The 17,554-nt window shown below is 56.4% G+C and carries 19 protein-coding genes, 1 tRNA gene and 1 pseudogene; 11 read left to right on the plus strand and 10 right to left on the minus strand.

The genetic code is table 11. The annotated features are described in order from the left end of the window. Positions 1–16 precede the first annotated feature (16 nt). Positions 17–91: transfer RNA gene (locus FHW37_RS24815), tRNA-Glu, on the plus strand. A 37-nt stretch (positions 92–128) separates the two neighbouring features. On the opposite strand, the gene recJ is transcribed toward FHW37_RS24815, so the two are convergent. From recJ to FHW37_RS24835, 4 genes are all read right to left on the minus strand, one after another. Beyond that, positions 129–1,964, minus strand: coding sequence for a single-stranded-DNA-specific exonuclease RecJ (recJ, locus tag FHW37_RS24820; protein WP_145641218.1), 1,836 nt, complete (start codon positions 1,962–1,964; stop codon positions 129–131). A 154-nt stretch (positions 1,965–2,118) separates the two neighbouring features. Beyond that, a complete protein-coding gene (locus FHW37_RS24825) occupies positions 2,119–3,438 on the minus strand; it encodes a homoserine dehydrogenase (protein ID WP_145641220.1) in 1,320 nt (439 codons plus the stop codon). 71 nt (positions 3,439–3,509) lie between these two features. After that, on the minus strand, positions 3,510–4,730 hold the full coding sequence (locus FHW37_RS24830) for an LL-diaminopimelate aminotransferase (protein ID WP_145641221.1): 1,221 nt from the start codon (positions 4,728–4,730) through the stop codon (positions 3,510–3,512). Positions 4,731–4,890: 160 nt separating this feature from the next. Further along, positions 4,891–5,298, minus strand: a complete 408-nt coding sequence (locus tag FHW37_RS24835; RefSeq protein ID WP_145641223.1) for a hypothetical protein — start codon at positions 5,296–5,298, stop codon at positions 4,891–4,893. Positions 5,299–5,432: 134 nt separating this feature from the next. Between FHW37_RS24835 and FHW37_RS24840 the strand changes: the two genes are divergently transcribed. The 7 genes and pseudogenes from FHW37_RS24840 to FHW37_RS24870 all read left to right on the plus strand — a co-directional run bounded on the left by FHW37_RS24840 (position 5,433) and on the right by FHW37_RS24870 (position 13,129). Then, a complete protein-coding gene (locus FHW37_RS24840; protein WP_145641225.1) occupies positions 5,433–7,280 on the plus strand; it encodes a PHA/PHB synthase family protein in 1,848 nt (615 codons plus the stop codon). A 14-nt stretch (positions 7,281–7,294) separates the two neighbouring features. Next, the gene (gene sfsA / locus FHW37_RS24845; RefSeq protein ID WP_145641228.1) at positions 7,295–8,014 is read left to right on the plus strand and encodes a DNA/RNA nuclease SfsA; all 720 of its coding nucleotides are present in this window, start codon (positions 7,295–7,297) and stop codon (positions 8,012–8,014) included. A 24-nt stretch (positions 8,015–8,038) separates the two neighbouring features. After that, positions 8,039–8,878, plus strand: coding sequence for a type I methionyl aminopeptidase (map, locus tag FHW37_RS24850; RefSeq protein ID WP_186458377.1), 840 nt, complete (start codon positions 8,039–8,041; stop codon positions 8,876–8,878). 36 nt (positions 8,879–8,914) lie between these two features. After that, a pseudogene (locus FHW37_RS24855) lies at positions 8,915–9,484 on the plus strand (JAB domain-containing protein); the annotation flags it as partial. Positions 9,485–9,816: 332 nt separating this feature from the next. Beyond that, positions 9,817–11,190, plus strand: coding sequence for a DUF6538 domain-containing protein (locus FHW37_RS24860; RefSeq protein WP_145641233.1), 1,374 nt, complete (start codon positions 9,817–9,819; stop codon positions 11,188–11,190). Further along, complete coding sequence (locus FHW37_RS24865) at positions 11,180–11,461, plus strand: hypothetical protein (RefSeq protein ID WP_145641235.1); 282 nt, start codon at positions 11,180–11,182, stop codon at positions 11,459–11,461. The genes FHW37_RS24860 and FHW37_RS24865 overlap by 11 nt, the downstream gene beginning before the upstream one ends. A 1,488-nt stretch (positions 11,462–12,949) precedes the next feature. Next, positions 12,950–13,129: a hypothetical protein gene (locus FHW37_RS24870; protein WP_145641237.1), complete on the plus strand. Its 180-nt coding sequence runs from the start codon at positions 12,950–12,952 to the stop codon at positions 13,127–13,129. A 5-nt stretch (positions 13,130–13,134) separates the two neighbouring features. On the opposite strand, the gene FHW37_RS24875 is transcribed toward FHW37_RS24870, so the two are convergent. The 4 genes from FHW37_RS24875 to FHW37_RS24890 all read right to left on the minus strand — a co-directional run bounded on the left by FHW37_RS24875 (position 13,135) and on the right by FHW37_RS24890 (position 14,634). Further along, entirely contained in the window at positions 13,135–13,401 is a 267-nt protein-coding gene (locus FHW37_RS24875; RefSeq protein ID WP_145641239.1) for a hypothetical protein, read from the minus strand. Positions 13,402–13,843: 442 nt separating this feature from the next. Next, the gene (locus FHW37_RS24880) at positions 13,844–14,062 is read right to left on the minus strand and encodes a hypothetical protein (protein ID WP_145641241.1); all 219 of its coding nucleotides are present in this window, start codon (positions 14,060–14,062) and stop codon (positions 13,844–13,846) included. A 3-nt stretch (positions 14,063–14,065) separates the two neighbouring features. Beyond that, a complete protein-coding gene (locus FHW37_RS24885; protein ID WP_145641243.1) occupies positions 14,066–14,278 on the minus strand; it encodes a hypothetical protein in 213 nt (70 codons plus the stop codon). Between the two features lie 65 nt (positions 14,279–14,343). Further along, a complete protein-coding gene (locus tag FHW37_RS24890; RefSeq protein WP_145641244.1) occupies positions 14,344–14,634 on the minus strand; it encodes a hypothetical protein in 291 nt (96 codons plus the stop codon). 134 nt (positions 14,635–14,768) lie between these two features. On the opposite strand from FHW37_RS24890, the gene FHW37_RS24895 reads away from it, so the two are divergent. Continuing rightward, positions 14,769–15,557 (plus strand): hypothetical protein, encoded by a 789-nt coding sequence (locus FHW37_RS24895; RefSeq protein WP_145641245.1) that lies wholly within the window; start codon positions 14,769–14,771, stop codon positions 15,555–15,557. Between the two features lie 211 nt (positions 15,558–15,768). Further along, positions 15,769–16,422, plus strand: a complete 654-nt coding sequence (locus FHW37_RS24900; protein WP_145641247.1) for a recombinase family protein — start codon at positions 15,769–15,771, stop codon at positions 16,420–16,422. A 116-nt stretch (positions 16,423–16,538) separates the two neighbouring features. On the opposite strand, the gene FHW37_RS24905 is transcribed toward FHW37_RS24900, so the two are convergent. After that, positions 16,539–16,736 carry a DNA-directed RNA polymerase subunit alpha C-terminal domain-containing protein gene (locus tag FHW37_RS24905; protein ID WP_145641249.1) on the minus strand — a complete coding sequence of 66 codons (198 nt, stop codon included), beginning with the start codon at positions 16,734–16,736 and terminating at the stop codon, positions 16,539–16,541. Positions 16,737–16,806: 70 nt separating this feature from the next. Next, entirely contained in the window at positions 16,807–17,004 is a 198-nt protein-coding gene (locus tag FHW37_RS34535) for a DNA-directed RNA polymerase subunit alpha C-terminal domain-containing protein (RefSeq protein WP_145641250.1), read from the minus strand. A 199-nt stretch (positions 17,005–17,203) separates the two neighbouring features. Here FHW37_RS34535 and FHW37_RS24915 point away from each other — a divergent pair, with 199 nt between their 5' ends. Then, positions 17,204–17,482 carry a hypothetical protein gene (locus FHW37_RS24915; protein WP_145641252.1) on the plus strand — a complete coding sequence of 93 codons (279 nt, stop codon included), beginning with the start codon at positions 17,204–17,206 and terminating at the stop codon, positions 17,480–17,482. The last annotated feature ends 72 nt before the right edge of the window (positions 17,483–17,554 follow it).

The raw sequence follows: 17,554 nt of genomic DNA on the forward strand, positions 1-17,554 counted from the left end.
AGGGCGCTCACCGCACGCGCCCTTCGTCTATCGGTTAGGACGTCAGATTTTCATTCTGAAAAGAGGGGTTCGACTCCCCTAGGGCGTGCCACCGGTCTCTTTCCCTCACAAGTTATCCGACGGCCTTCTCACGGCGCCAGAACCGCATCCAGCAGTCTCAACTGCATACGGCGGTTGCCCTGCCAGTGGTCGGCGCTGAGGCAGCCGGCCGCGTGGATCTGGGCGCCACGGGAATTGAGGAGGAGGTTTCCGAGCGGTGTTTCGGCGGCACGGAAGGCGATCCCCTCAAGCTTCGAGCCATCGACCGATTCGAGCGTGATCTTGACATGCGCCGTGCCGACAAGGCGTGCGTCACGCAGACGGTGGGCGGGGATTGCGAAAACCGGCTGCGCATGACCCGAACCGTAAGGGCCGGCCTGTTCCAGCTGGTCGAAGAGCTGCAGCGTCGCGCCGGATGCCGAGAGTGCGCCGTCGATCTTCAGGACGTGGCTGGCGACCAGAGTCGGCACGGTTTCGGCCGACATTTCCTCGAAGAAGGCGCGCAGCTTGCCGAGATTGGCCTTTTCGACCGTCAGGCCCGCCGCCATGGCATGGCCGCCGCCCTTGACGAGCAGGCCCTGTTCTACGGCGGCACGCACCATGCGGCCCATGTCGAAACCATTGATCGAGCGACCGGAACCAGTGCCCTTGCCGGACGGATCGAACGAAATGGCGAAGGCCGGGCGCTTGAACTTTTCCTTCAGGCGTGCGGCCAGCAGGCCGACAATACCCGGGTGCCATTTGTCATAGGCGGTGACGATGACGGAAGCGCCCTCGCCGTCTCCATATTCGGCCAGAACCTGGGCTTCCGCCTCGGCCAGCATGGCGGCTTCCATCGCCTGGCGCTCGCGGTTCAGATCGTCCAGCCTGCCGGCGATTTCTTCCGCCTCGATCGGATCTTCCATGGTCAGCAGCCGGCTGCCGAGCGCCGCATCGCCTATCCGTCCGCCGGCATTGATTCGCGGGCCGATCATGAAACCGAGATGATAGGGCGTGACCGGACCGCCTAGGCCCGCCTTGCGAAAGAGCGCGGCAAGGCCGGCATTGCCCATGTGACGGGCAGCCTTTAGGCCTTTGACCACGTAGGCACGGTTGAGACCCTTCAACGGCACGACATCACAGACGGTGGGAAGCGCCACCAGATCGAGCCACTCCAGCAGGTCGAGCGAAGCCGCCGCCGGATGTTTTCTTTCGCGCAGCAGCCTTGCCGTAGCGACGAGAACGAGGAAAACGACACCGGCTGCGCAAAGATGCCCCTGCCCCGACAGGTCGTCCTCACGGTTGGGATTGACCAGCGCCAGACAGGGCGGCAGTTCGTGGCTGAGCTGGTGGTGGTCGATCACCACGACATCGCATTTTTCGTCCTCTGCCGCCTTCAGCGCCTCGTGGCTGGTCGAGCCGCAGTCGACGGTGACGATCAGGTCGGCGCCATTTTCGATCAGTTGGCGGATGGCATTCGGGTTGGGGCCATACCCCTCAAAGATGCGGTCAGGGATGTAGATTTCCGACTGCACGCCGAAATGGCGCAGGAAGCGATAGAGGAGCGCCGAGGACGAGGCGCCATCGACGTCGTAATCGCCGAAGATCGCCACCTTCTGGCGGCGGTCGATCGCCTCGACGATCCGCGTCGCAGCCTTTTCGCAATCGGTCAGCGAAAACGGCTCCGGCATCAGGGCGCGGATGGTGGGATCGAGGAAGGCCGGTGCGTCGTCCAAAGAGACCCCACGGCCGGCAAGCACGCGTGCCAAAAGTTCCGGGAGGCCGTGGATCTGGCTGATCGCCAGCGCCCGGTTCTGGCCGGCCTGGTCAAGCCTGGAGACCCAGCGCTGGCCGCTGACCGATTTTTCGACATTGAGAAACGCACGCGGCACCGGATCGACCGGCGTCGGGGAAAGGGATGTGGCTGGCGAAGGGCGGCTGATCATGCAGCCGTTTTATCGCATCGCGGCGGAAATCGGTATCGGTTTTCGATGGGGGTGGTTGGGGAATGATTCGAGCTCTTGTTCCAACAGCCAGCATAGCCCACCCGCCCTCATTCCTGTGCTCGTCACAGGAATGAGGGCGGTGGGGTTGCAGCCCTCAGAACGCCTGCGGACGCTCGATGCGGATGACCTGCGGCTCGCCGGCCAGGTAACTTTCGGCCTTGATGGCATCGACAGCCTTGCGGACCGAATCCTCCATCGTTGCATGGGTGACGAGAATGATCGTCTTGGAGCCTTCCGAACCATCCGGCTTGGCGCGCTGCACGATCGATTCCAGCGAGATGCCGTTTTCGGCCATGCGGGTGGCGATCGATGCGAAGACGCCAGTGCGGTCTTCGACGGAGAGGCGGATGAAATAACCGCCCTCGTGGCTCTGCATCTGGGCGCGCTGGTAAGGCGCAAGCGTCGCGGCCGGCTTGCCGAGAACCGGAACCTGCTGGGCACCCGGACGGCTTTTTGCGATATCGGCGATATCGCCGAGAACCGACGACGCCGTCGCATTGCCGCCGGCGCCGGGGCCGACCATCAGGAGTTCGCCGAGAATGTCGGATTCGATCGCGACCGCGTTGGTAACACCGTCGACCTGGGCAATGACGCTGTCACGCGGCACCATGGTCGGGTGAACGCGCTGCTCGATGCCGGTCTCGGTGCGCTGGGCGACGCCGAGCAGCTTGATGCGATAGCCGAGGTCGGCTGCCGCATGGATATCTTCGATCGAGATATTGCTGATACCTTCTAGATAGATCTCGTCCGGCGCGATCTGGGTTCCGAAGGCAAGCGTCGTCAGGATGGAGAGCTTGTGGGCCGTATCATTGCCTTCGATGTCGAAGGTCGGATCGGCTTCGGCATAACCGAGGCGCTGGGCTTCCTTGAGGCAATCCGCAAAGGTCAGGCCTTCCTTCTCCATCCGGGTCAGGATGTAATTGCAGGTGCCGTTCATGATGCCATAGACGCGCGAGACAGTATTGCCCGTCAGCGATTCACGCAGTGCCTTGATGACCGGGATACCCCCGGCAACGGCCGCCTCGAAATTGAGGAGGACGCCCTTTTCCTCGGCGATCTTGGCAAGCTCGACGCCAGAAGCGGCGAGCAGCGCCTTGTTGGCCGTCACCACATGGAGACCACGGGTCAAAGCGATGCGGACGGAATCCGCAGCTGCACCTTCGGCGCCGCCCATCAGCTCGACGAAGACGTCGATATCGGCCTTTTCAGCAAGCGCCTGCGGCGTGTCGAACCAGGTAATGCCAGACAGATCGATGCCGCGGTCACGGGTGCGGTCGCGTGCCGTCACGGCCACGATTTCGATCGCACGGCCGCAGGTTCTCGAAAGTTCATCGGCACGGGTCTGGATGATCCGCACGAGCGAGGCACCTACAGTGCCGAGACCCGCAATACCGACTTTGAGGGCGTCTGCCATATTCTTCTTCCCGATGTTTTCTGAAAGGGCGGCCCGGACGGGCCGCCGATACGCGTAGGTTTCCGTGCCGCTCAGCGGCGGGTGTTGAGCGAGATGACGTTGTGCATCGTGTCATCCGCCGTCGACAGGAATTTCTTGATGCTACGAGCCGCCTGGCGAATACGGTGCTCGTTCTCGACGAGCGCGAGACGGACGTAATCATCGCCCATTTCACCAAAACCGATGCCTGGAGCGACCGCGACGTCAGCCTTCTCGACCAGCAGCTTGGAGAATTCGAGCGAACCGAGATGGCGGAACTTTTCCGGGATCTTGGCCCAGGCGAACATCGTTGCCGGCGGCGGCGGCACGTCGAAACCGGCCTTGCCGAAGGCATCGACCATCACGTCGCGGCGGCGCTTGTAGACATTGCGGACCTCCGCGATGTCGGCGCCATCGCCGTTCAGCGCATGGGTGGCGGCAACCTGGATCGGCGTGAAAGCGCCGTAATCAAGGTAGGATTTGACCCGCGTCAGAGCGGCGATCAGGCGTTCGTTGCCGACGGCAAAGCCCATGCGCCAGCCGGGCATGGAAAAAGTCTTCGACATCGAGGTGAACTCGACCGTCACATCCATGGCGCCCGGCACTTCGAGAACCGAAGGCGGCGGGTTGTTGTCGTCGAAATAGATTTCCGAATAGGCCAGGTCGGACAGCACGATGATCTCGTGCTTCTTCGCAAACGCGATGACGTCCTTGTAGAAGTCGAGCGAGGCGATATGGGCCGTCGGGTTGGACGGATAGTTGATGATCAGCGCCAGCGGCTTCGGGATCGAATGCTTTACCGCGCGCTCGAGCGGCGGGAAGAAGCTCTCGTCCGGCTCGACCGACATGGAACGGATCACGCCGCCCGCCATCAGGAAGCCGAAGGCGTGGATTGGATAGGTCGGGTTCGGGCAAAGAATGACATCGCCCGGCGCAGTGATTGCCTGCGCCATATTGGCAAAACCTTCCTTCGAACCCAGGGTCGCGACGACCTGGGTATCAGGATTGAGTTTCACGCCGAACCGGCGGGCATAATAGGCGGCCTGGGCGCGGCGCAGGCCGGGAATGCCCTTGGACGACGAATAACGGTGCGTGCGCGGATCCTGGACCACTTCGCAGAGCTTGTCGACGATCGCCTGCGGCGTCGGAAGGTCCGGATTGCCCATGCCGAGATCGATAATGTCCGCTCCACCCGCTCGCGCGCTGGCTTTCAAACGGTTGACCTGTTCGAAAACGTAGGGCGGCAGACGGCGAACTTTATGAAACTCTTCCATGGTTATCCTCAAGGTGAATACGAAAGCAGCCCTCTTCTTGCTGCTTCGCGGCGCATATTAAGCGATTTGTGCTTTGCGGCCAAACACGGCGAAACGCAAGTGCAATTACAGCCAACTTGCACGCCCATGGCACGCCCGGGCGCGTTTCGGCCTGCGGGCGTTACTGCTTGGAAATGTCGGAAAGCGCCGTCGTGCCGTGATCGGCAGCGAGCTTTCTGTATTCCGCCACGCGGCGCTGATATTCCGCTTCGGAAATCGCACCGGTCTTGCGCTGGCGGGCAAGGGCTGCCATGCGCGGCTCGGTCTTCTGATAATCAGCATCTTCGATCTGCTCGGCAGCGGCCTTCAGCGTGTAATCGAAAACCGGATAGGTGCCGGTGTCGCGCTTGACGAGCGGGCCCGGGGGCGGCGCGGTCTTGGACTGGGTAATGACGGCCGGCGGCGGGGTGTTCGGAACACCATCATCAAGCGCAAACGTCTTGCTGCTATTGCAGCCGGCAATCAAAGGCATAGATCCCAGACCGACGAAAAGCGGCAGCCAGCCGATCCGATGCCTCAGTTTTTCCATGTCCGCAACCCATATCTTCCGTCTTCGGCGTCGTCCACCTGACGGGCCGGTCGCTGGCACTTGTATTCGTTTTCAGGCACAATGTACAAACGAAAACAGACGTAACCAACAGACAACCAAAGGGGAGACCGCTTGTGGCGGACAAGACCGAGGATAAAGGGACGAACGGACCTGAATTTCCCGGTTTCGACCCGGCCTCTCTCAACGCCTATATGGTCAAGGATGCCGATGCGCTGGCCGCCAATGTCGCCCGCGCCATCGAGAACATGGGCAAGGCGGCGTCTGAATGGCTCGGTCCCCGCGAACGCGGCGAGATCAACGATTCGGTCGTCAATCCGTTCGGCGATCTGGTGAAGACGCTTTCGAAGGTCACAGAATACTGGCTGGCCGAGCCGCAGCGGACGCTGGAAGCCCAGACCCTGCTGTTTTCCAGCTATATGGGCATATGGATGCGTTCCATGAGCCGCTTTTCCGGCGAGCCGGTGGAGCCCGATCCGATCGGGCTGCCGAAGGACAAGCGTTTTTCCGACGAGGACTGGACGAAAAATCCGTTCTTCGCCTTCCTGCGCCAGCTTTATGTCGTCACCGCCGACTGGGCGGAAAAGCTGGTGGCGCAGGCGGAAGGGTTGGATGAACACACACGCCACAAGGCGGCCTTCTACGTGCGGCAGGTCACGGCGGCGATTTCGCCGGCCAATTTTGCGCTGACCAATCCGGAAGTGTTTCGCGATACGATCGCCACCAACGGCGCCAATCTCGTTGCCGGCATGAAGATGCTGGCGGAGGATATTGCCGCCGGCGGCGGTGATCTTCGGCTGCGCCAGACGGATGCCAGCAAGTTCGCGATCGGCCGCAACATGGCGCTGACGCCGGGCAAGGTGATCGCCCAGAGCGAGATCTGCGAAGTGCTGCAATACGAAGCCTCGACCGAAACCGTCTTGAAGCGGCCCCTCCTCATCGTGCCGCCGTGGATCAACAAGTTCTACATTCTCGACCTCAATCCGCAGAAAAGCTTCACCAAGTGGTGCGTCGATCAGGGGCATACGGTTTTCGTCATTTCCTGGGTCAATCCGGATGCGCGGCACGCGATGAAGGACTGGGAAGCCTATATGCGCGAGGGGATCGATTTCGCGCTCGACACGGTGGAAAAGGCGACGGGCGAAAAGAAGGTCAATGCGATCGGTTATTGCGTGGGCGGCACGCTGCTGGCCGCGACCCTCGCCTACCATGCGCAGCAGAAGGACAGCCGCATCGCGTCCGCGACGTTCCTGACGACGCAGGTGGATTTCACCTTTGCGGGCGACCTGAAAGTATTTGTCGACGAGGAGCAGATTGCCGCGATCGAAAGGCAGATGGACGCCTTCGGTTATCTCGACGGATCGAAAATGGCGAGCGCCTTCAACATGCTGCGCGCCTCGGAGCTGATCTGGCCCTATGTCGTCAACAATTACCTCCGGGGACAGGAGCCCCTGCCCTTCGACCTTCTCTACTGGAATTCCGATTCGACCCGCATGGCGGCCGCCAACCACGCCTATTACCTGCGCAACTGCTATCTCGGGAACAAGCTTTCCAAGGGCGAGATGAAGCTTGCGGACAAGGTGGTTTCGCTGAAAGACGTGAAAATCCCGATCTACAATCTGGCGACCCGCGAAGATCATATCGCGCCGGCGAAATCGGTGTTCATCGGCTCGGACCTGTTCGGCGGGCAGGTGGAATTCGTGCTGACGGGATCGGGCCATATTGCCGGCGTGGTGAACCCGCCGGACAAGGAAAAATACCAGTACTGGACCGGGGCCAAACCGACCGGCCCGTTCGAGACATGGGCGGAAAAGGCGGTCGAGACCAAGGGATCCTGGTGGCCGCATTGGCAGCATTGGGTGGAGGCGAAGGACGCGAAACGCGTGCCCGCCCGCAAACCCGGCGGATCAGCCCTCAACGCGATTGCCGATGCGCCCGGCACCTATGTCCTCGCGCGTATCTGAGAGTTTTCCCTGCCATGCATTTCGATCCGCCGCTGGTTCCGGCCACGCTCGTCCAGCGTTACAAGCGCTTTCTGTTCGATGCCATAACCGAGGACGGCACACCCTTTACCGGTTTCTGCCCGAATACCGGTTCCATGCGCGGCCTGACGACGCCCGGCTCAAAAATCTGGGTGTCGCAGCACGACAGCCCGACGCGCAAATACCGCCATATGTTCGAAATGATCGAGACGGATGGCGAACTGGTCGGCGTCAATACCGGCCTGCCGAACAGGCTGACCGAAGAAGCGATCCGCGCCGGCCTCATTGCGAGCCTTGCCGGCTACAAAACCCTTCTTCGCGAACAGAAATACGGCCGCAATTCCCGCATCGACTTTCTGCTGAAGGACGGCGATCTGCCGGATGCCTATGTGGAAGTGAAGAACGTGCATTTCAGCCGAGAGCCCCGGCTGGCGGAATTCCCCGATACGGTTACCAAGCGCGGCGCAAAACATCTCGAAGAACTGGGCGATATGGCAGAGACAGGTCACCGGGCGGTGATGATCTATCTGATCCAGCGGCACGACTGCGAGCGGTTTCGGATCTGCGCCGATCTCGACCCGGCTTACGGCCTTGCATTTGACCGTGCCAAGGCACGCGGCGTCGAGGCCTATGCGCTGCGCTGCTGCGTGACACCGACGGAAATTGCGGCTTCGGATCTCGTAGAGATAGACGAAACCGGGCCGGCTGTTTTATGAACGGGTACCGACAAGAGAGAGATCATGGTCAGTTACATCGAAGCCGTTTCCGCGCCCCCTAAAAATACGGGGGCTATCCGGCTCTACAACACAACGGACGACTTTGCCGGCATGCGCAAGGCCTGCCTTCTGACGGCGCGCTGCCTCGACGAGCTGGCGGCGATCGTCAAGCCGGGCATCACCACCAGCGCGATCGACCGCTTCGTCTTCGAATTCGGCATGGATCACGGCGCGCTTCCGGCGACGCTGAACTATCGTGGCTACAAATATTCCGTTTGCACCTCGATCAATCATGTCGTCTGCCACGGCATGCCGGACGACAAGCCGCTGCGTGACGGCGATATCGTCAATATCGACGTCACCTATATTCTGGACGGCTGGCATGGGGATTCGAGCCGCATGTATCCGGTCGGCCAGGTCAAGCGGGCGGCCGAGCGGTTGATGGAAGTCACCTATGAATGCCTGCTGCGCGGCATTGCCGCCGTGCGCCCCGGCGCCCGCACCGGCGCGATCGGAGAAGCAATCCAGACTTTTGCGGAATCCGAGCGCTGCTCGGTCGTGCGCGATTTCTGCGGCCATGGCGTCGGGCGCCTTTTCCACGATTCGCCGAACATCCTGCATTACGGCCGCGCCGACGAAGGCCCGGAAATGAAGGAAGGCATGATCTTCACAATCGAGCCGATGATCAATCTCGGCAAGCCGCATGTGAAAGTCCTGTCCGACGGATGGACGGCGGTCACCCGCGACCGCTCGCTTTCGGCGCAATACGAACATGCCGTTGGCGTCACCGCGACGGGATGCGAGGTGTTCACTCTCTCCCCCGCCGGGCTCGACCGCCCCGGCCTGCCGCCGCTTAAGGGCTGACCCATAACCAGACCGCCGCGCTCCTCGTCCGATCCGTTGGAACCAGTCGAGGATGCGGCGGACGATATTTTCGTCGATGAGCGCGGCTTTTTCGCAGAACAGGTTTCGCGAGCGAAGCCTGAGCGAAAGCCGGCCTCCGATATGCCGCTTCCGGCCGAGCACTATCACGGCCATCGCGACAGGCTGCGCGACAAATATCGCGATCATGGCGATGCATCGCTTGCCGATTACGAAGTGCTCGAACTTCTCCTCTTCCGCTCCATCCCCCGTCGTGACACGAAGCCGATCGCCAAGGCACTGATCGAGCGTTTTGGTTCGCTTGCCGCCGTCTTCGGGGCGCCGCTTTCGCTCTTGCAGGAGGTGAAGGGTGTCGGCGAGGCTGTCGCGCTAGATCTCAAGCTGGTCGCGACCGTTGGGCAACGCATGCTGAAAAGCGAGCTGCGCGGCAAACAACTCCTGTCATCATGGTCGTCGGTGATCGATTATTGCCACGCGGCGATGGCCTATGAGGCACGCGAACAGTTTCGAATCCTGTTTCTCGACAAGCGCAATGCGCTGATCGCCGACGAGGTGCAGGGACATGGAACGGTCGATCACACGCCGGTTGATCGACAACCAAGGCGCGCGACATGGAATTTCGACCTATCCTACTGAAAGCTATAGGTTTTCACCAGACCAGCCCTAGCCAGTGGGCGACATTCAACCATGATAGCTGCAATAGTCCGCTAAGATCGCTGCTAATTCATCACGCAGTAGAAAATAGTATAAATCGCCCGCCGCAAATTTCAAATGATTTCAAATTTGCCAATGGGAACAGCGGGTTACGGGATTAACAGTTGACATCCTCTCCGCCGCGATGTACAGAAGCAAAATAACCTTCACCATTATTTTGTTCAGCGCCGATTTAGCCCGGCGAATATCGAGCATTGCGAATTTTTATGATGATCACAACGACACAGAAAGCAAAGACGCCAAAATATCTGTTCAAGCGCGGCGAGCAATACTATTGCGTCCGTAATGTTCCCGCGCGATACAGGCACAAGTTCAACAACCAGAAACAAATATGGTATTCTCTTCGCACAACTGATCTTGGTGAAGCCATCAGTCGACTTGAGGTCCGGACCAAGCAACATGATGCGATCATGTCTGGCGAACTGGACAGTCTGAAGCCAGTCACCTTCGATGATGAAGTGAAGCGCTGCGAAAGCTTCAGCATCATCCGGAAGAGTTCGGCTGAGATCAAACTTGAAACGCTGGAAGAGAGATTCAACACCATTGCCGACCGCTTGGCTGTCGTCCTGCAAATCCATCAACCGACCGCCGTTGACGTCGCCGCACTTGCGGGGGTGAGTGACGCGCCTGCGATGCTGTTGAAGGATGCCTTCGTTGTCCTCCAAGAGATTGATCCAACGTTCACGTCGCACCTTCGCGAGTGGGACGCCAAGCAAAAGATCAAGAAGTTTGACCGCGCCATCGAAGACTTCATTGCTCGCATGGGCGACATCGACATCCTGACCATCGATGAGGATGTTGCTGAAGCTTATCTTTTGTCGGTCACCAACGATGTCGTGATTGCCAAGAAGTTCAAATCTGAGCACGGCAATCGTATGATCTCGCTCGTTCGACAGGTGATCAAGCCTGTACTGAAAAGCCGGTTCAAAAAGAACTTCACCTGCTTCGACGGGCTTCGGATCAAACTGAAGGTCAAGGACGGCGGCAAGCGACAGGCATTCACTGAGGCTGAAGTTCGAGCAATTCACGCCGCCCTTCCCGGCTTTCAGATGTCCGATGAGGCTAAGGCGATCATTCGGCTCGCCTTGATTACGGGGTGCGGTCCAAAGGAGCTGTGCTGGCTAACAACCGCTGACATTCGGACTTCCGTAAAGACGCCGTACATCAAGATCGGTCCTAACGAGTTGCGCGGGTTTGTGAAGTCTGGCGACGACCGGCACAGAGATTTGCCTATCGCGACTGATGACTGCATTGCTCTAATGAAGCGCTTCCCGAACGGCTTTGAGAGGTTCCAAGCCGACAACGGACCATCGAAGCTCAACAAAGAGCTGAACCCATTCTTCAGCGTCATCACGCCGGGGAAATCGCTCTACTCAGCTCGCCATCGCCTAGACGACTTGTTGAAAGTCGCAAAGGTCGATCTCGGTATCAAAGCCGCCCTGTCCGGTCACTCGCTTGGAGGTCATCTCCATTATTATGGTCGCTCCGGAAACGGCTACACACTCACTGACAAGAAGGAGGCAATTCTTAAGGCGCTCGCTGCATCTTCCAAGAAGGAAGACCACGAAAATGAACAATAATCATGAACTCAATACGAAATATGACCACAGTGAGGCTTTGAATAGCCACCTCTATATTATGAACGCGTCATTATTTCCAAATTTGGAAGTAATAATGTCTCATAAGAATACATTTGAAATGCTCGTCTACGATAAGAAGGCTCGTGAAGAATTCTTCGACGCGTACGAGAGGCTTATAAGCTGGTGCAAACAATACGGCTATTGGAAAGCCGCGATGGATCACGCCAGCTCGCGAAACGAAATGAAAGCAGCACTCGAACTGCTCGACTGAACGGGAGAAGGACATGACCATCGATATCGATTTGATCAGCTTGGCGGGATTGATTGTCCTGACCTATTTCGTCGGCTGGAACATGGGGCGTGTAGTATGATCAGCATTTCACTGCCCGTCTTCATAAGCTGCATGCTCATTCTGCTGTTGATCGGCTTCCGACGCGGCAGAACGGCATATGAACGGAAATTGGTGCGGCTGCATAAGCTGCATACGCGAGCCTTAGAATTATCGTTGCAAGACCATGCGAAGAAGGTTGCGAAAGCCGCTAAATAGAAGTGCGAGCCGGGTCCGTAACAGCCTTGTTCGTATTTCTCCAAGAAATGAAACTTTGCACCGAAGGGTCTGGATTTACGTCCGGACCCTTTTGTATGAGTGCCGATCGGATTGGTTGCGGTTGCGGACGTGGTTCGTTCGCGCATTGATCAACGTGTGACCAGCAAAACGGCTTAGCCAAAATTGTGCACCGCAAAAACCGAACAAATACGACCAAAAATGGTGCAAGACTCTGACAACGTAGCCGATTCGTTCTATTAGTTTCGCCTAATGTTCTTTAATGCATTAGGTTCGTCTAATCGATGTGCAACATCTTGAAGCTATCGCGATTTCACAGATGTCGATAATGTCCGTACAGCGACCCGCTGGTTTCGCGCAAAAGGCTGTCTTCATTAAAGATAGCTGGCGCATCGGAGACCGACATTATCATCCCCCACTTTTCGAATGTCGGTCTCCATTTTTTTATCGATCAAAAGTTGCGAGCCCGCTTTGTTCTCAACATATGAGTGCCTATCGTGAAATGAGCACAGCAGCGTACAAACCATGATCAGACATTTTTATGAGCAATATTCACATTAGACGGGAACCATCATCAGCATCAGCCGTTCCCCTTTGTCGGTCGACCGACATTCTGGGCGAAGCTCGGCGTCCCGCCCCTTTCGCTGGGCTTCGTTCCGGTAGGACTGAGGCTGTTTTTCATGGACCATTTTACGGCGAACATTCTCCGACATAAACGCCCGCCTCATCCCAATCGCGGACGATGGACCATCTTGGCTGTAATCTTAGGAGCAACAGCGCTTATCTATCTTGCCGTACGTCTGATTTGACCGACCGAAAGCCTGCGATCCACCAATGGAACGCCACCGCTTCGAGCCGGTAGGGATTGAGACGTTCACTCTTATGACCCAGCAACTCAAAAGCCCTGCCCGGTTCTATAGATGTCATGTCGACGCCTTTATGGCACCCCTCGGAGCGCGGTGTTCCCCCCACGTTGTGCCGCGCTCCGACCTCCCCTGATGGAACATTTCATTGAGCAAGCGGTTCTTATTTGACCAGCTGCGCCAAAGAGCTGGCACCTTGAGAGCGGAACCCGGTGAAGTCCAAAGCCAGCCGGGTTCCGACGCGCTTCTGTATTAGCTGCCTCTAAACCAAGCTCATATTGTACGGTAGCGCTTACTTGTCGCCAGCTCGGCTCGACATCATATTGGCGCAATGAAAACCAACGTCACCGACAAGCAAATCGAGATGATTTTCGCAGTGTATCGCCACGTGTGTGCGCAGCGCGAGATTGATCCGTTGAGCGACAAAGGGCGGGAGATTGCAACTCGGATGTTTGCAATGTTCGACGGCTCTCAAAATGTCGAACAGATGAAGCGAAAGTTCCTGCATTAGAACCATCAAGCACGATGGTGATATCGTTGCAGAGCGACATGACCATCTTCGTACTTTACACAAAGCACAGTCGCAGCGCCTCTCGACATCCGCGTTACGAACTTCATCAATGCTGGCTGGCTTTCGAACATGCGATTGGTGTCGTGCACCTGAACGCCCTTCGCGGTATGATCGACCAATGCGCACAGTAGATATGCAGAGTTCACTTGCTCCGCGACATACCATCTAACGTCGTTATCAAAGTCCCAAACGTCCGCGAGCGTCAGCTTCATGCTGTCCATCCAAGCTTGTTTGCGATGGTAAACAACAGACGACAGGTTCAGGCGTTCCGTGAAAAATGCCCTTAAATTATTGGAACAAAACGCCTTTTGATACTTCGCTCAGAGCTTAAGCCATGATTGTCTTTTGCGGTCGTCCTCTGCCCGATCATCGCATTCAACAACTGAAGCAACACTGAGCAGTGCCGACGATGGAAAGCTATAGTTTTGATCGTCTGCAACAATGAAAAGACCATCGGGCGTGAACATCAACGACGAACACTTCAGGTTCCGTTCCCGACCTTCGTCAAAAACTGATACAATGTACACTTTTATAGGTCCCGCGCGCCTATTATTGGCTTTTGCGGCTTTATACACTCAAGTATTCCGCAATCAAGATATCCGCCCATCAAGCGAATAAACGCCCAAAACTCGTAGAGAAGTGCGGTCTGTCAATTTACAACGGCTTGCATAGTCGCAGCCTGTTGCCTTCCAAGAGATCGATGACCTTTTGGCTTTGCAGGTAGAACAGCGCATTAATCAGCTCGTCTTCACTATAGCCTTTGTCGATGATGAGGGGTTCGCCGATTTTGTATATGCTAACAGGCTCATCGACCTTCGCACCGAGATCACGCAGCAAGTTGCAGATAGCGACGTCTGCTGTTGCGCGTTCCATTGTTTAGTCCTCGCGTTCGAACTTCGGCTTCAACCCACGAACATAGCCAAAGCTCTGGTTTTCGCTAGCTGTCTCTAATTGGTGACACAGCCAGTCTGCGTCCTTTATTACGGAATTCAGCGCGGCTAAAGCATTGCCAGCGAAGGCATCAAGGACCAGTTGCGCCCGGTCATCATAGCTAGACTGTTCGATTTGGCGAGCTTGAGCGAGGATCATGACTGGCTTCCGTGATTAGGACTACGTTCCTATTTTGTTCACGGTAGGCGGTAGAGTCAATAGGCCTATTCGGTCAGCGTGCCGACTTCACGTCGTTCGATAACACATGCGTTCTGAAGCATCGTGGCAGTCTGATCAGGATGGTTCAAAGCATGCAGTAAAGTCGCCTCATCGGGCATACGCATAAAGAACTGGTAGATTTTCATTGGACCAAGCGGCGGCAAATCCGGATCTCGCTCTTTCAGTTCCCGGCGCTGGTCAGCAGCTTCTTCCCTGCACTCTTCGTAGGTCTTAGCGAAGTGAAGGCTTTCATCCGAACCGGGCAGGACTTGGTAGGCATAGGCATGAAATTGCATTTTAGACAATCCTCACATTGATATGGAAGGACTGTAGGCTATCGTCGTAGAGGGCGACAAGGTGCAGAATTGCAGTATCGATCCCACCGGGAGACACGCTAAGATTGCCCTGACGCACAGAGTCGGGGGCGACATTGAAGGCACTACGAAGCATCAATTGGCTGTGGGCAGCGGCGATCATCATTTCGGCGACAGCCTGTACGGTGGCAGCTCAGCCGGTGGCTACTGAACCACGCCAGTCCGCATCTGTCGAAGCCAGTGTTGTTAAAGATGAGGGGTGCGAAGCGGGAAATGACGACCGCAAGAGCGATCTTTGCGCACAATGGAAGGCGGCAGACGCGGCTTCCAAAACGGTTTTGATTGGATGGTGGCAGGTCGGTCTATCGTTTGTCACTATGTTGGCGGCTGCGGGAGCAGTCTTGTACGCCAAGCATGCGGCGGATGCGGCACGCGCTGCAAACCAATTCACCAGAGACGCAGAAAGGCCTTGGATTTTCGTTGACTCGGTTTTCCAGATAGAGGGAGCGGAAATTGCCCAAGACGGAAAAAAAATTGGGATGGCGACAAAGACGACCCTTACTAACGAAGGCTCAACAATAGCGGTTGATGTCCACCTGGTTTGGGATGTGTTCAGAACTGTCGACTTGGACTACGAGAGGGAATATCAGCGGATTTTAGATCAAAAGGATATGGGGAACCCGAAACTCGTTGCACCTTTTCGCACCAGTACGGTCGTATTAGACAGTTCTGAGTTTCAGTTCGACCAACGCGACACGCAAGGTCCATGCCATGCGGCGCTGCTCCTATACTATCGGTCGCCTCATAGCGACAAACAGCTTCATACTTGCACTTTCTTCCAGATGAGCAACATCTCTGGAAGAGACATACTCGTGAAGGAGGGCTATGCCACGAAAATGAGATAGTTCTGGCGTAGACTACATTTCCCGCGCCCGCTGCCAGCCCTGCCCGGAATTCCTGCCGAACGATGTAATACTATAACATCAGAACAAATTATCTGCTTATTGCGAGTCATTCGCAACTGAAGCGCACCCTCGCCTGCCTGAATCCACTTGCTTTTGCCTGTAACATTGCCTATTTTGTAACATTACTACAGCAAAGATACGGAATCAGGTCATGAAGGTCTACGGATACGTGCGTGTCAGCACGGCTGAACAGGCAAACAGCGGTGAAAGCCTCGACACTCAGAAGGCTAAGATCACTGGCTATGCTATGATGCAGGGATGGACTGTTACCGACATCTTTGTAGAGGCTGGCGTGTCTGGTTCTATCCCGTTAGCTGATCGTCCCGAAGGCGCAAGGCTGTTAGCTGCTGCCGGTAAGGGCGATATGATCATCACGCCTAAGCTCGACCGCATGTTTCGCTCTGCATCCGATGCGCTTGGAACACTGGAAGAGCTGAAAGACCAAGGAACCGGGCTGGTGATGATCGATCTTGGCGGCGACGTCACCGGCAACGGCATATCTAAGCTGGTCTTCACAATCCTGTCTGCGGTTGCAGAGAATGAGCGAGAACGCATCCGTGAGCGTATTCGCGATGTTAAGCGCCATCTCGCATCACAGGGGATATATGGCGGCGGCAAGGTGCCATTCGGCTATGACGTGGTCGATGGTCGCTTGGTGGAGAACGCTGAACAACAGGCTGTGCTGCAAAAGCTGAAGCAAGGGCGTGATGAGGGGTTGAGCCTACGGAAGATTGGTGAGGCTCATGGCATGCAGGCGATGACAGTGAAGCGCATCCTTGATCGAATAGAACGCAATCCGGATTGACCGGCGAACAGGCGCGATTTTCCGGAGTGATTGACCCTGCCTCACCCCTTTTCCAGCAAGAAATATCGATATGGTCGTCCGCAAATTTTATAATGATTTTGAATTTTTCGGGCTGATCAAAAGCCGTTTTGCTGAACTCGTCTGATCTCACGAAGAGAGCACTGACCGACATGAGGAATACGTAAGATTCTCTCATCGGTCATGGCGTAGAGATACGACAAGCGCGCTATTCCTGATTGGCGCAGGGTGCCGATCAACCGATGTGACAATTCACTTGTTTCAAGATTGTCGAGAAAGTTGATTTTTGCGTGCATGCTAGGGCCTCCCGCCAAAACATGAGCACGAATTACATTATCATTCAGTCAAGTTTGTGACTCGGCTGTCTCAGTAGCTTCTTTTCTCAGCTTGTCTGATCTGGTGTAGATAATGCTGCCCGATATTCGGCAACAGCAATAGCTGATCGTCTGTCATCTTGTAGAGATCGGACATCCTCTCAAACCCCGATTTTTTCAATACGCCGACTAGTCGTGGCGATAGCTCACTGTAGTCTAGATCGTCTTCAAATCTGATCTTCCCGTGCATAGTTGTTCCGCCTCAACAAAAAAAGTGAATATAAGTCATATTCACCTTTAGTCAAATTAGATGTATACGAACGATGCGGCTAAACCCTTGGTCGAGTCCCTGCAAATGTGAAGCGGGCTTTCAAAACTTGGGGCGACTTTAACTCTTTGATTACGGTTGGGTCGGACGTTGAGGGTGTTAGATATCCGTGGGTGCATGAATGGCTGCTTCAGACAGGATCGAACAGACCAATATAAATGGCACCTTTACGAATGGCACGGCGATACACGCTTTTGCCAGTTCGCATGACCTGCGCGGCGCTCTGATAAAGCAGGTCACATTCGATGCCATCAGAAAAGAATTGTCGCTTCTGATAAAGACCGGAACTGCGATCCTCACCCTTACCTATCGCGATGCTTTTGTGCAGAATTTTCCGCTGCTGAACTGCGCAATGCGCCATAATGGACCGCAACTGCTGTTGATTTCCACTGAGAGCTGACCCGGCGTTTCCACCGAGAAGTGACCCGCCTTTAGGTATCGTTTGTGCTGGTCGTAGTGGTCAAGGTCCTGC

Origin of the sequence: Neorhizobium alkalisoli (genome assembly GCF_007829835.1) — a bacterium.
Lineage (GTDB): Bacteria > Pseudomonadota > Alphaproteobacteria > Rhizobiales > Rhizobiaceae > Neorhizobium.